Source organism: Rhizobium sp. HT1-10, from assembly GCF_049472505.1.
Classification (GTDB): domain Bacteria; phylum Pseudomonadota; class Alphaproteobacteria; order Rhizobiales; family Rhizobiaceae; genus Rhizobium.
The window spans coordinates 42,351-55,016 of record NZ_JBCEBQ010000012.1 but is presented as its reverse complement, the minus strand read 5'-3'; the positions used below and the strand labels follow the sequence as shown (position 1 = coordinate 55,016).

Genomic DNA, 12,666 nt, shown 5'->3' with positions numbered 1-12,666 from the left:
TTGCGGCTGGCGGCAGCATCTCGAAACAACTCCCGACGGTGCGGAAATGGCTTCCTAGAGATGTCGATTGAAATTTGAGTAGCTTTGGATCAATTCAATAATTGTCCAGTCTGATACAACACAACCTTCAGAGGTCACAAAAACGGAAAATTGTCGTGAAAAAACTTATCTTTATTGTAATTGTGGCGAGTTTCTCGTGTTTAGAACTATGCGCTCCAGCCCGCGCAGACGGTGCTGTAAGTGAGCTGGTTCAAAAATATCTGGCCAATGGACGCCTTGCTGAGGCAGACGAGCAGATATTGTCCTTAGCTGCTGCGGCTCCTAACAATGCTGACGCTCAGTTGGGGCTTGGCTTGGTGAAATCGGCCCGCGCATTCGAAAAGCTATCTCAATCGCTTTACCGGTACGGCTTTGGCTCTAAATCCGACGGCTATGAGATGTTTTTTGGTCGAGGTTTGGGCGACGTTGCCCGAAACGGCAGTCCCGAGCCAATCACATACGACCAGTTTCGCGCGATTCTTGCAGCCTTCATTGCCGATCTGGATGCCGCCGACAAAGCTCTTGCAGCCCTTGGTGAGAAGCCGGCAAAATTGAAGATCGACCTTTCCGTTGCGCGATTTGACTGGAATGGCGACGGCAGGGTCGGGCCGGAAGATCACATTGGGCGGGCCTTTTCCAAATTGGACGAGAAAGGTGGGGCGCTGCCTTTCATCGTCGGTTTTGACACTGCCGATGCGAAATGGCTGCAAGGCTACGACAATTTGCTGATGGCTGCTGCCAAGGCGTGGCTGTCTCATGATTTTTCCGAGAGCTGGAACGGGAGTTTCGGTGTGATCTTCCCGCGGGCCGTATCGACACTGTCGGCGGCCAACGGCAAAGGCGAGGAGGACATGACGATGCTCGGCGTCAATAAGGCGCAGGCCGATGACATCGCAGACTTCGTAACGCTTATTCACACGATCCGCTGGCCGGTTACTGACACGGCAATGTGGGGCGAAGTCCGAGATCACCTGAAGAAGGTCATTGTTCTCAACCGGGAAACCTGGACACTCATCGACAAGGAAACCGATGACGATCATGAATGGTTGCCGGGGCCAAAACAAAAGAGTGGGGTTCTGCCGTCCTTTGACGTCACGCCTGAACGCATTCAAGCATGGCTCGCAGTGCTCTCGCAGTTTGAAGCCGCCCTCGATGGTAAGATCCTTGTCCCGCACTGGCGCTTCAACAAGGGCATAAACCTTGCAAGAATTTTCACCGAGCCTCAGCCTTTCGACCTGGTGCTCTGGGTAACGGGACCGGCTGCGTTACCCTACCTGCAGGATGGCAAAGCCATGAGCAGCGGCGAGTGGAACCAGATTACCAATATCTTTGAGGGGAATTTCGCGGCCTACGCTTTCTATTTCAACTAATGTAACCGGCGCGGGGTCCCAATACCGGTACACTTGATAATCCCGTGTAATTTTTCACTTAGACAGGGTCATTTCGGTATGCCGAATCACAATTCAGACAAACAGAGCCGCCTCTGTCGGAGCCCTTGACCATCTTATGGCGACTAACGGAGTGCAGCGTTTGCTTTGTGGCACGAGTGGTCAATCAAGCATTTAAGATCCAGGCTACCTAGGCGGAACCGCTGTAATCTGATTTGTGCATTACCGTTACAAAAATCGTACGATTTTCCAAGTTGGAAAAATAGCCATAAATTGTGGGGGCCGAATGTTGGAGATGAGACAATCAGTTTGTATTTTGCTCTCAACTTTAATGGTGTTTTGCCTCAAGGATCTTGCATTCGCGGGTTCGCTGGCAGATGCGACTGAGCAAGAGTTGACAAAATGTCTGAATGATCCGGACCACGCCTCAACGGCTGACCAGGATGAGTGCGAGATGGCGGCGCTGAAATCCTACGACCAAAGGATGAATTACGCCTATTCTAGGTTGCTCAAAAGTCTTCCAGCCGGAACCGCAAATGATCTTAAGGCAGCACAGCGAACCTGGATCCTTTACCGAGATCAGGAGGCCCAAGCACGGAGCGCGCTGTTCAACGTTATGCAAGGAACCATGTACGCCCCTATGCAATCCGACGCAGAGACGACTTTAACAAAAGATCGCGCCCTTCTTCTCGAGCAATATCTGCGCGTCCTCAGGATTAACGGGCAGTGACAGGACAGAGCTGGCTCGGAACCCATTTAATTACTTGCGTGGTTTCGTCGGACTTTGTTCACTCTAATCATTATCTAACCCTTCGCTTTGATTCCCGGTTTGGCCGGCGGCAAGGAAGGTTGCGCTCCAAAGAAGCCACAGGCCATGACGAAAGCCTGGAATTCCAACACGCTCGCTGAGCCAAAGGAGAACAGCTGTGCTTGCGACGAGGGTTAAGACGATCACCGGCTTGGCCGCCGCCGCGCCGGCGTTCAAAGCACCCGAAGCCGCCAGACCTTGTGCGAGACCATGAGCCTGCAAGGCGGCAACGGCCAGGACAACTATCCGCGTCAAAATAGTTGTCCTGGGCGGTGTCGATCGCGTGGCATTATCCGGTGCCGGGCACCATTGAGATATAAGTCGGCAAATCTCACCGATCGCCAAACCGTTCAAGATCGGCGTCAGCCCTAGCGCCAGAATAGAAAGACGCTCCATTGCGCGGCCGGTATCGCCGGAGGCCTGGCGTGCGATGAATTCCGGATCGAGACCCGGCAGATGGATATTGCTACCCGCCGCCAATACAATTGCCATGGGCGCAAGCAGCGCTTGCCAGATATTTCGAAGAGGAAGCAGCCGGTCCATGATTCAACGCCTCCGCAATGATCCATCAAGCTGAAATAGAAATGTCCTTCGAGTTGGTATCTCCTCGCGGCAGTGATAGATCGACCTTATACGCCAGCGGATAAAGCGATCGGCGGAGCATCCAAGCCCTCATCCGCTAGTGCGCGTTGTGCATGGGCAGCAGCGAGATAGCGGCCGACGAGTTCGGAAAACGCGTCGGGCTTCATGCCGCGAATACCGATGGCGTCCAGCTCGATCATCCGACGCTTCTGCTTGACCTTATTGTAAAACGAGAATCGTGTGCGGTTGGGCAGCGGCTCGTTTTCGCCAAGATAAAGATGAAGAGCAAAACGGGTGGAGGCGTAGACCCGGTAGCCGATGACAGCGTCCCACCGCACCGGCTCACTCAGCCAGGGCGATTGCAGCGTTTCCGGGGTCAATACCATCAACGGACGCGCGGCGCGGCGGCGATAGAAGACGAAGGCGGAAAGGCATAGGAGCATGCCGGCGCCGAGCACTGCCGCCAATATAGCCTTGGAGCCCTCGTTCCCGCCAAAACCCATCTGATAGGGGAAGAGATAGGTGCAAGCGATAAACAGGCCAAACAGCGCGATGATGAACAGCATCGCGCCTGCCATTGGCCCGGTATTTTCATGTACCACCAGTTCTGGCTCGGTAACCCCGGCGGCGGCCGTCTTCAGTTCTTCACGATATTCCGTGCGAACGGCGCTGGCATTGAGCAGGAAGTCCGCCGACAGTTCGCGGCAAACCTGATCCCAGTCGGAAAATGCACGTCTGCCGAAGGATGCAACGCCTGCGTCCGGCAAACGCGTCGCATGCGCTATGAGCTTGTCATCAATAGCAACGCCGAGCGCCTGAATGCGCTGGATCGTCGGCGGGTGGCTGTCGGTGGGGTGCGCCTGGCGGTCTTCCAGATGCGTGGCTGGATCGTCGAAGCCTTGTTCCGCTGACTGCGTCGCGATGGCCGCAACAAGATCAGGGCCCAGTCCGTCGTTTCCCCGAAAGGCATCGCTCAGAACGAAGTGCACGCCCGGATCGGCAATGTGAACGCGAACGAGCGCGGATGCGGCGCCGGCCGGGCCGCTGACGGTGCTGCCATGCCGATCCGCTTCGAACTCTCGCAGCCGGCTCCAGTGGGCAACGGCAGTATCGAAGCGCGACAGCGCGTGGTAACCGAGGCGAAGGCCGGCAGCGATGCCGAAATCACCGTTGATGTCGGCTCGATAGAGCGCACCCAGCGAGCGCTGCAGACTGGAATAGATCGGCACGAACCTCTGCGAGTATCGCGTATCGTCGCCGGCAAAATGCGCAAGCTCGTGTCCGACGATCGCCGCGATCTCGGCGGCGTCCAGAAGCTCGAGGAACGGTGCGGGCATGTAGAGGGTCCGGCCTTCGACCAATCGCTCTTCGGGAAGCAGCAGGAGGCGGCTCTCGGTCACATAGAAACCGCTAGTCAAGCCAACGACAATCGTGTCCGGCGCGCCGGCCTGCATGCGTACCGCCAGGTTGCGGACGAAAGTCCAAAGCGCCGGCGCGTCCTTCTCGGTCACAACGCGAGCCCGTTCGACGATCGGCTCTGGCTCGACCAGCGCGAAGACGCGGCGCAGTCCGCGGACGGCTGTGACGGCGCAGTAAAGCGCGACACCAGCGAGGATGATGCCGGCGAGGGCCAATTTAACGGCATTTCCCGAGATGTCGCCCCAGAATGGCAGCGTCATTGTTTCGAACACGGTGGCGCCGACACCGGCAAAGCCAAGTCCGAGCATCACGGCCGCCAGGAAAAACGGCAGCGTGATCCTCAGCCAGGTGAAGCTGCGCACCAACTGGTCGCGCGACCGGCGGGCCGAAAGGCCGGCGAGGCTGGACCCGAGCAGACCGACCGCGCCACCGAGAAAGGCAAGCGCTCCACCGGCAATCGTGACATAGGCAAACGGATGCCGGATTTTGGCGACCGTTCGGAGAAGATCGTTCTCACCGACGGCATTTTCCAACTCCGCAACAGCCATCGAGGCCGGATAGGATCGCCCGCCCTCGAACTGTATTATCGTGCCAGGTGTTTTGGCGGCAACGGGACGGATTTCATCGAGTGCGCGGGCCATCTCCTGTCCGTTGGCTTGGACTGAGCGGCTGGCATCGACAGACCGATCAAGCTGCCAGATTCCGAGCCCGGCGAGGGCCAGCGGCAGCAGGATCAGCCAGAAGGCCAGCACCATGCCCGGCGAAATCCGGCGCTTGGCTGTCTCGATGGATGCTTGTGCGTTGGTCATACGTCCTCCCTCTCCCAGTTATCTGGCAAAAGCCTTCCGAAGCCCGGCGCCGGCTCGGGAGGCTTTCATCCGCGGTGATCAAATCACCCGACGGCTCTTTTAGAGAGCCGCTTCCAGCGCATCGACAATCGCCTTCGTCCGATCATCTACATCTGCGGAATTGGTGAACGGCCGGAAATTGACGTCCAGGATGCCGGCTTCGAACTTGACGCGATCCTTGTAGGCGGAAGCGGGGCTGCCGGCCTCCGTGTAATGGATGCTGATCGCCTGAAGCTTTTCGCGAAGAGCCTGTTTGCCCATCTCGTCCCGGGCAATGTCTTTCATCGCGTTTTCAAGCGGTGTGAAAACCGTTTTGACCAGATAGTCGTCCTGCCCGTAATATTTGTCGTCACCTGGCAGGGCAAGGCTGTTCCAATCCACTTTGATCGGCACCTCGAAGCCGGCGGCAGTTTGAACGCTCTTGTGTAGCGCTGGAAAACTGTCCTTTTCGAAAACCGCGATCGCACGCCGTTCGGCAAGACTGGGCGACGTTTGCGCTTCTGCTACCGAAGCGAAGGCAACTAAAGCGGTCAGTGTGTAGGCGGTCAGAGTTCTTCTCATATTGCTGTCTTCCCTTGTAATCATATTGTTCTCATAATGAAGGTGTAGAAGGCGTTGGTATTCTTTCTTCGTGCCACGACAATTGTTCAGTGCTACTTCGCATGCCGCGAAGGGATAGGTAGCACTGGTTGTCGAAAAGTGTAGAAAGGCGCGAACGATTTCACGATGAGCATGATATGGGACCCGCACGCCCAGCCGCAGCCATTGACGGACTAAAACGCCGTTTATCCCTGGCGGCAATAATTGCGGTCACTTCCCCACTGCTGATGCTTGTCTTTGCACCAGCAGGCCACCTCGCCTGTGACAATCCCTACCTGACTGAGACCAGTCCTGATGGGCGATGGACGATAACGGTCTGCGGACGTCCGGTGTGGTTTGCGATGCCAGGCAGCGGAAGCGATGCACCTGGCTGGATTGTGCTGCGTGACGAGACCTCGTCTATTCGTGGTGTATCCAGCCTATCGATGCTGCAGCTTTATGGCGGGGTCTCCGGCAGCGAAACCGAATGGACTTCATCGCACGTTCGGCGCTTGATGGTGTTCGACATGCAGCTTAGCCAGGCGCAGGGCCCGCTGGATCGATGGAGGAATGAATACATCTGGCGTTTGCGCGCGTTGGTGGGTTTGGTCCCACACAATCAAGACCAGACATAAGATGCCTTTCGTGTTTAGTCCCCCTCGCGGGCGCCTGAAAAAGGCTGAGGTCGACAGACACGTGGGCGGCTGGGAGCGCACAAGCGATTACGCGCCGGTGTCCATCGATCTTTCCGACAAATCGATCAAGCTGATGAAGCAAAATGAACAATGGCTTGCGAGACGAATTTCGAATTGTTCTGGCGAATCTGGTCCATGAGGCTGTCGCTTCAGAAACCAGGCAGGCCGTCGTCGTTAAAACGGCGATCGAAGAAATCGAGCGTTTGCGCATTCCGAACGAGTAGGATCCCGAACCTGCCGGCAATCTATCGGAACACACTGTAGAAGAGCCGGCAAATAACCGCCCCGCCGCAGCCGCCTAAATAAGCTGACGTGCGAAATCTCCAAGCAAAATAATTTTTGGTAAAGGAGTCGAAAGTTCAATTCCTTTGAAGACCTAAAAGTTTACGAACCGTAGCCGTCGCTCGATGTGTCAACTCTCTGCAGCGGTCCGGTTTGGGCCAGCAAATACCGAAGCTGTGAACCGAAGCTATCCGTTCATGCCAACGGAGAGGCAGCCGTTTCCAAGAGCGAGTGGCGAAATCGGTTATTCTCGCGCGCTCGCAAACCTCGCAATTCGTGAAACAAATTCACGATCTAGGCCCGCGAAGCCGTGATGAGAGTCGTATTTACAGGGGTTCTTTCCCGCGGTGCCACCATCCAACCAACTAGCCTCCACACGCCTGCCTGCCCATTTCAAGAATGGAGCGACACCTAACGGACTCGTGAAACGGCAAGCATCATTCCGATGATAGATTACCAATGTTGGCGGCAACAATGATGTCGAGTTTAGGATACTCGAAACGGACTTTCCTGGCCCTGATATGGGCGTTAGAAAACCGGACGCGAGTATAAGCCTATCAGGACGAGCTCCCATTGCTATCCCTTCTGCCGCTCGCGGCGTTCCTGCACTGGTCGCGACGACGGTCACAGGCCGCCCTTTTTCGGCCATGAACCCGACAGCTTCGGCAAGGTTCGTTCCTTTGTCTATCAGAAGCACATTGAGGCCCTCACTGGCGAAGGCATCGCGGTTGCGGATCAACACGTTATCGGCATTTCTGGTGAAACTTGCGTCCTTTGACACATCGAGAATGCCATCGCCTCCAACAACAATCACAAGACTCCCCTTGGGATTTGGCACAGGGATCAAGATGTTCCATGTTTGGCCGATCGCGACTGCGGTGCCGTTTTTAACATAATGACTGGAGCGCGCGTGAGAAGGCGCCGCTTGAACAGAGAGAAATAGCCCCAAAAAGATCGCGATAATTGATGTCCAAAGCATTTTTAGAAATTCCTGAGCCCTGCATTTGCTCGATCTAGCGTTAAGCTTTAAATGCTCGTCAAAATCCCAACTGTGAGCGCAAATGGTACTCAATTCTGTCACCAATATCAGGCGCTGCGGGTCGCGCTGACGTCGTATCGCCCATGCAATCTGAGATCAACATCGATTTTCGTAAAGGTGGATCTTGCCTGGCATTTACAGCAATCCGGAAAGTTTCTGTTTGGACGTGTTTACAGTCAAAGAGCCCGACTTGCTAACCAGCCATTCGCCCTCCCGCCCGGTCTTGCTAACTTTGTCGCGAATACGCGAGAGGCGTTCTCTATCCGTCTAAGTCCATCGGCACCTTCGAACAGTACCGAGTCTTCTAGACTGCGAAGATCTAGGCATTCAGCTATACAAAGCGTCTGGAGCTGACATGTCGTCACGCGCTCGGTGCCATCCCACATAAGGATCAGCAAGACTTGCTTTAGGACGTGCTGGATCATCATTTAACTCATCTGGGCCGCTGTTTTAAAGGGTTTTCGGTCTGTATCGGAGCGGGACGCCTCCCATCTTATGACCAATCCCAGAGGGGCGGAAACGCTCCCACGGCCTGAACGCATGCACGCTCTATGTTATGAGGCGAGCAATCCACAAACCGGCCGCGGCTAATGCCCCAGCCCAGATCACGGCCACAAAAGTCATAATGGTGATGCTGAGGATGAGCTTCATCTGGCAACCTTGTCGGTGGAGCAATATTCCAGCACGAACGCTTTGTACGCGATAGCGCACGCTCTGAATTCGTGAAACCGCCTTTACTGGATGGCAGCAGAAATGCCAAGTCATCAAGCTCGACCGAATTTCGGCCGGCAGCACGCTGCACTGATTGACGTGGCCACCTCGTATTCGTAATAGTCTCCGCGATGGTTCCCGTATGGGATCAAAAGGGAACACGGTGCGGATTACCCATCAGGGGCCAAAACCGGGACTGTCCCCGCAACTGTAAGCGACGAGCTTCATCCAAGATGCCACTGGTCCACATGGGGACTGGGAAGGCGGATTCGGCAACGACCCGCAAGTCAGGAGACCTGCCATCATCGGACGTCATTGGCATAAGCGTGGGGCGGGGTGTCTCGACGCGGCGGATTTCCGTCACCTTTGCCATGACAGCAGACGTCACACAAAGGACTTCCCATGTTTACCAATATCACCAGACTTTTCGACGAAAGCACGCCTGATCTCAAGGCACGTCTCGTGACGATCTATACGGTTCTTGCCGTTCTAAATTTTGGAGCCTGGCTATGGGCGCTTGTCGCCTTCTGGGACGAGCCTGCGCTACTCGGCGTGGCACTCGTAATCTACGGGCTCGGCCTTCGCCATGCCGTTGATGCCGACCATATAGCCGCCATTGACAATGTCACCCGAAAGCTCATGCAAATGAAACAGCGGCCGGTTTCCGTCGGCTTCTTTTTCGCAATCGGGCATTCGACGGTGGTCGTACTGGTTGCTGGAGCTGTGGTGGCGGCATCCTCGCTGCTTGGTGGGTTCCAGAGCCTCGAGGGTATTGGCGGCACGATCAGCACGAGCATTTCGGCATTGTTTTTGCTGATCATCGCTACGATGAACATCGTGATCTTCGTGTCGATCTATCAGAGCTACCGCCGCGTGCGGGCAGGGGGCACCTATGTCGAGGAAGATCTTGACCTTCTCCTTAACAATCGAGGCTTTCTCGCGCGCATATTGCGCCCGATGTTCAAGCTGGTCACCAAGAGTTGGCATATGTTTCCACTTGGTTTTTTATTCGGCCTTGGCTTCGATACGGCGACCGAGGTCGCTATGTTCGGCGTGTCAGCGACACAAGTGGCCAAGGGCGTTTCGGTCGAGGCGATCATGGTCTTCCCGGTGCTGTTTGCTGCCGGCATGTCGTTGATCGACACCACTGACGGCGTCATGATGCTCGGCGCCTATGATTGGGCCTTCGTCAAGCCGATGCGGAAACTTTACTACAACATGACGATCACACTGGTTTCGATCATCGTAGCCGTGCTCATCGGCGGCATCGAGGCCCTGGGATTGATCAGTGACAAGCTGGGGTTGGAAGGTGGCCTCTGGGACATCGTCGCCGGATTGAACGATAACTTCAACAATCTCGGGTTCGTGATCATCGGCGTCTTCCTTCTCGCCTGGATACTCTCGTTCGTGATCTACAAAGCCAAAGGCCTGGACGACGTCGAAATCAAAAGTCCCGTCTGACGCTGCTGCAAAGGTTTCAAGGGGCCATTGCGACGGCCCCTTGTCTCTATGCAGGCCCGAACCCGCAGGTCATCATCGCTCGACCTCACGCCACCTGGCGGCTCCAGCTGGCAAAGGGGTCGGGAAGATCACGCCAACGGTCTGGGGCAAATTCCTTCTCCTTCACGAGACATTCGTCAAGCTCGGCCGTAATCTTAGATTCCTCCATCGGATCGCAACCGATAAACACCAACTCCTGACGTCGATCGCCCCAAACGGGATCGAGGAACGACGAGATTATTTCACAGGATTGACGGTCCTTCGGCCATTGCTCGTTGGGCACGGCTGCCCACCAGAGGCCCATCTTACCGGTACGCACCATTGCGCCTGCCTGGCTCAACTCGCCAACCCAATGGGGTCGCGTTGCAAGCCAGAAAAAACCCTTTGCGCGCACGACGCCGCCCCAGGGCTTATTCAGAAATGCCTGAAATTTTGCGGGCTCGAAGGGCCGTTTGGCCCGGTAGACGAAGGAGCGGATGCCATATTCCTCGGTTTCGGGGATATGGTCCTTGAAACCATGCAACTCCTTGTACCAGAGCGGGTGCTGTTCGGCCTTCGTCAGATCGAAGCGACCGATTCCCATGATTTCGCTAAGTTCCACACGGCCGAAATCGGTTTCGATCAACCTTGCGTCCGGGTTAAGGCCGACGATGATTTTACGCGCAGCATCGAGCCGATCGGCTGACGCTGTCCCAACCTTGTTAAGGATGACCACATCGGCAAATTCGATCTGCTCGACAAGAAGATCGACCAGCGTTCGATTATCGTCTTCCCCAGCCGTCTGGCCGCGATCGGCAAGGAAGTCCGAAGAACCGTAATCGGCAAGTAGGTTCGCCGCATCGACAACAGTTACCATTGTGTCGAGCACGGAAACGTCCGCGAGGCTCTGGCCATCTTCACCCCGGAAATCGAACGTCGTGGCGACCGGTAGCGGTTCGGATATTCCCGAGGACTCTATCAGCAGATAATCGAAGCGGCCCTGTTCGGCGAGATTTCGGACCTCCTTCAAGAGATCATCTCGCAATGTGCAGCAGATGCATCCATTGGTCATCTCAACCAGTTGTTCGTCCGTGCGCGATAGATTTGCCCCACCATCACGAACTAGCGCCGCATCAATGTTAACCTCGCTCATATCATTGACGATCACCGCTACGCGCCGACCCTCCCGATTGTTGAGGATATGATTGAGAACGGTCGTCTTGCCGGCGCCAAGAAATCCGGAAAGGACTGTGACAGGAAGTTTGGTTGGCATGGGATGTCTCCAAAAATATGAACGTTACAGGATTACATGTAATGTTATAACGTATTAATCGTGGCGACAAGCAGTTCTTTCGGACATGCGAGCCCGTCGCCACTAGAATGTCAGAAGCAGCCCAACAGCCCCTGCTTATTCCCGGTTTAGCCCCGCTTTGCCATCACTCGCTCTTGATCCCCGCAACCACATCGACCAGTCGAGGTCGAATTCTAAACTCACGCTGTTCCCATCTTCGCGCCCTCTCCTTGATCCCCCTACGTTCCGCGTAACATGAGCAATGCCCGAACTATACGCGCTGTATTGTTTGCGACCGCGACAAGCCGCCATTAGCAAGGCGGCGGTCTCTGAGCTTTGCCGCCGGGCACTCAGGCAACTCACGGACCTTCAAGCCCTTCGTGGCGCGCCGAGAATGCCGCGATAATCTTGCTGGGTCATCAGCTGTGATACAGCATACAGACATGAACCTATCAACTTGAGGAAACACAGTGATTCGCCGTGGAAACAACCCAGGCTTGACGGATAGAGACAATCACGATCCATTCATTGCGAAGACCCAGAGTTCAGCTTGCAGATGACCACCTTCACGCCGTAATCGTGGCCGGAAGGAATTCGGAACGGTGGCCGGCTTGACTGGAATACGCATCCTTCCAATCCCTTAAGCGTAGCAGATGCAGCCCATCGTGCCATCGTTAAGCGATAGTCGCGTTCAACGGCTTAAGCCAAGGGTCGCGTGTCCGGATTTTTGCCCGGAATGGCCCCTTCGGCAAGAAGGACCACCTGAAGGCGCGAGGCTATCGCTGATCCGGCGGAAGCGGTGGCTGCCCGAAATCATGATGGATCGAGGTGGGTGAAAATGCAACTGATGAGGAGCTATCTCAGGGGCGAAATTCACCGCGATCCGGCCGTATGCTGAGGCCTGATACCGACGCCAATATTCGCTGCTTAGATAACTTGTCTTTTGTTCTTGCGTTTAACGTGGGTGCGGCCACCTGTGAGGATGAACGCATACGTCACATGCGCGACGCCGCAAGCCGTGCAACCTTGACGGTTGAATCATAACCTACGCCGTTGGACATTATAGTCATGCTGTCCTTGTTCTTAAACAGGTATACCGCGTAGAAATTCGTAGCGTTTTCAGCCGTCTTCAATCCCCAGGCACTTTCGCCCAAATCAGGAATTTTCAATATCTCCTCGGGCTTGTTTTCCGTCTTCATGACTTCGATACCCTGCTCGAAATAAGCCCGCTCCGCTCCTGCTGGGACCCCAAGGCTTTCGCCCTTGAAATACATGACCTCCATATAAACACCCGATATGCCGCCCTCCCAAGAACAAAGGCCGCGACTGGTTTCCCGTATGCGGGCAGGAGCACCAACAAATTTCTCCATTTCTGCAGCTTTTACCATTAAGCATGCTCGCTCGTTCGGATTGACCGACACTTCCGGTGCCTTTGCCCCGTCCGCTGCAATCGCCGCGGTGGCTAGGCTAAAACTTAAAACTGCTAAACCAGCATATTTTCGCATG

Annotated in this window: 10 protein-coding genes, 1 pseudogene and 1 riboswitch; of the genes and pseudogenes, 5 read left to right on the top strand and 6 right to left on the bottom strand. The window is 55.4% G+C overall.

Annotated features, from left to right (window positions below):
* Positions 1–155: 155 nt before the first annotated feature.
* Together VH564_RS22795 and VH564_RS22790 are read left to right on the top strand one after the other, a co-directional pair.
* The gene (locus VH564_RS22795; RefSeq protein WP_423342141.1) at positions 156–1,409 is read left to right on the top strand and encodes a hypothetical protein; all 1,254 of its coding nucleotides are present in this window, start codon (positions 156–158) and stop codon (positions 1,407–1,409) included.
* A 304-nt stretch (positions 1,410–1,713) separates the two neighbouring features.
* Complete coding sequence (locus tag VH564_RS22790) at positions 1,714–2,157, top strand: lysozyme inhibitor LprI family protein (protein WP_423342140.1); 444 nt, start codon at positions 1,714–1,716, stop codon at positions 2,155–2,157.
* A gap of 63 nt (positions 2,158–2,220) precedes the next feature.
* Here VH564_RS22790 and VH564_RS22785 read toward each other — a convergent pair whose 3' ends face one another.
* The 3 genes from VH564_RS22785 to VH564_RS22775 all read right to left on the bottom strand — a co-directional run bounded on the left by VH564_RS22785 (position 2,221) and on the right by VH564_RS22775 (position 5,834).
* Complete coding sequence (locus VH564_RS22785; RefSeq protein ID WP_423342139.1) at positions 2,221–2,778, bottom strand: hypothetical protein; 558 nt, start codon at positions 2,776–2,778, stop codon at positions 2,221–2,223.
* Between the two features lie 86 nt (positions 2,779–2,864).
* Positions 2,865–5,045, bottom strand: coding sequence for a M48 family metallopeptidase (locus VH564_RS22780; RefSeq protein ID WP_423342138.1), 2,181 nt, complete (start codon positions 5,043–5,045; stop codon positions 2,865–2,867).
* 99 nt (positions 5,046–5,144) lie between these two features.
* A complete protein-coding gene (locus tag VH564_RS22775) occupies positions 5,145–5,834 on the bottom strand; it encodes a hypothetical protein (RefSeq protein ID WP_423342137.1) in 690 nt (229 codons plus the stop codon).
* On the opposite strand from VH564_RS22775, the gene VH564_RS22770 reads away from it, so the two are divergent.
* On the top strand, positions 5,822–6,298 hold the full coding sequence (locus VH564_RS22770) for a hypothetical protein (RefSeq protein WP_423342136.1): 477 nt from the start codon (positions 5,822–5,824) through the stop codon (positions 6,296–6,298). The two genes, VH564_RS22775 and VH564_RS22770, sit on opposite strands and share 13 nt — an antisense overlap.
* Positions 6,299–6,884: 586 nt before the next feature.
* Here VH564_RS22770 and VH564_RS22765 read toward each other — a convergent pair.
* The gene (locus VH564_RS22765; RefSeq protein WP_423342135.1) at positions 6,885–7,619 is read right to left on the bottom strand and encodes an alpha/beta hydrolase; all 735 of its coding nucleotides are present in this window, start codon (positions 7,617–7,619) and stop codon (positions 6,885–6,887) included.
* Between the two features lie 886 nt (positions 7,620–8,505).
* Positions 8,506–8,708, top strand: a riboswitch (cobalamin riboswitch).
* Between the two features lie 84 nt (positions 8,709–8,792).
* Here VH564_RS22765 and VH564_RS22760 point away from each other — a divergent pair.
* Entirely contained in the window at positions 8,793–9,851 is a 1,059-nt protein-coding gene (locus VH564_RS22760) for a HoxN/HupN/NixA family nickel/cobalt transporter (RefSeq protein WP_423342134.1), read from the top strand.
* A gap of 85 nt (positions 9,852–9,936) precedes the next feature.
* Here VH564_RS22760 and zigA read toward each other — a convergent pair whose 3' ends face one another.
* Positions 9,937–11,142, bottom strand: a complete 1,206-nt coding sequence (gene zigA / locus VH564_RS22755; protein ID WP_423342133.1) for a zinc metallochaperone GTPase ZigA — start codon at positions 11,140–11,142, stop codon at positions 9,937–9,939.
* A 720-nt stretch (positions 11,143–11,862) separates the two neighbouring features.
* Here zigA and VH564_RS22750 point away from each other — a divergent pair.
* Positions 11,863–11,976, top strand: a pseudogene (locus tag VH564_RS22750) (3'-5' exonuclease); the annotation flags it as partial.
* Between the two features lie 179 nt (positions 11,977–12,155).
* Here VH564_RS22750 and VH564_RS22745 read toward each other — a convergent pair.
* A complete protein-coding gene (locus VH564_RS22745) occupies positions 12,156–12,665 on the bottom strand; it encodes a hypothetical protein (protein ID WP_423342132.1) in 510 nt (169 codons plus the stop codon).
* Position 12,666: the final 1 nt, after the last annotated feature.